2 protein-coding genes are annotated in these 819 nt (G+C 40.0%); both read right to left on the bottom strand.

Annotated elements, in window-relative coordinates; translation table 11 throughout:
- Window positions 1–473 (bottom strand): ribonuclease III family protein (locus tag ACRCJ0_RS16715; RefSeq protein ID WP_431391282.1); only part of this gene is annotated, 473 nt, incomplete at its 3' end.
- An 80-nt stretch (window positions 474–553) separates the two neighbouring features.
- Window positions 554–793 (bottom strand): acyl carrier protein, encoded by a 240-nt coding sequence (locus tag ACRCJ0_RS16710; RefSeq protein WP_004262367.1) that lies wholly within the window; start codon window positions 791–793, stop codon window positions 554–556.
- Window positions 794–819: the final 26 nt, after the last annotated feature.

The following is an 819-nucleotide window of genomic DNA, read 5'->3' as shown; positions in this document are numbered from 1 at the left end:
GTAAAATCACCATTCTTGATCTTAGGATAAATGGTTAGGGACATCAAATGCTCTATCGCATCTAACCCAAGATCAAGATAAATCGCACCTAGAACCGACTCAAATAAATCACATAATAAAGATGGGCGCTTGCGTCCGTTACTTGCTTCCTCACCATTACCCAAACGTACAAACTGGTCAAAACCACACTCAACACAACGTTTAGCCAATGACTCCTCGCGAACAATTAAAGCACGTAAAGACGACATCCGTCCCTCATCCATCTCGGGATAATTACGGTATAAATAATTAGATACCACTAACTCTAAAACCGCATCCCCTAAAAATTCAATCCGCTCATTATCCTCTAAAGCTAGCTTTTGGTTCTCATTCACATACGAAGAATGCGTAAACGCCTCAATATAATGCGTTTCATCTTGTAATTCCAAATCAAACTGATCAGCCAATAAAGCCTTCACACCTGACAAATCCATGAAAATTCCTCCTTCTTTATTTTCAATAAAATAAGGCTGGACAACCAACTGCCAGCCTCCTCAAACATCGAATCATAAGCCTACTTATGGCTATCGATATACTTCACAATATCCGCAACAGTTTTAATTTCTTCAACATCATCATCAGAAATCTGGATGCCGAAATTATCTTCCAATTCCATCACCAATTCCACAACATCCAACGAATCCGCACCCAAATCGTCCGTAAACGACATCTCAGGCGTCACACTAGAAGCCTCCACACCGAAACGTTCCACAATTAAAGCCGCTACTTGTTCAAAAGTTGTACTCTCTGCCATGAAAATCCTCCTAAATAAAATCCTAT

The sequence above is a fragment of the Aerococcus sp. L_32 genome, from assembly GCF_050689315.1.
Note: the sequence above shows the minus strand (reverse complement) of the source record. Positions and strands in the feature narration are given on the sequence as shown.

Bases quoted from the DNA above. Each gene is read 5' to 3' on its own strand.
- ACRCJ0_RS16710 (WP_004262367.1), bottom strand. From the start codon at position 793: ATGGCAGAGAGTACAACTTTTGAACAAGTAGCGGCTTTAATTGTGGAA.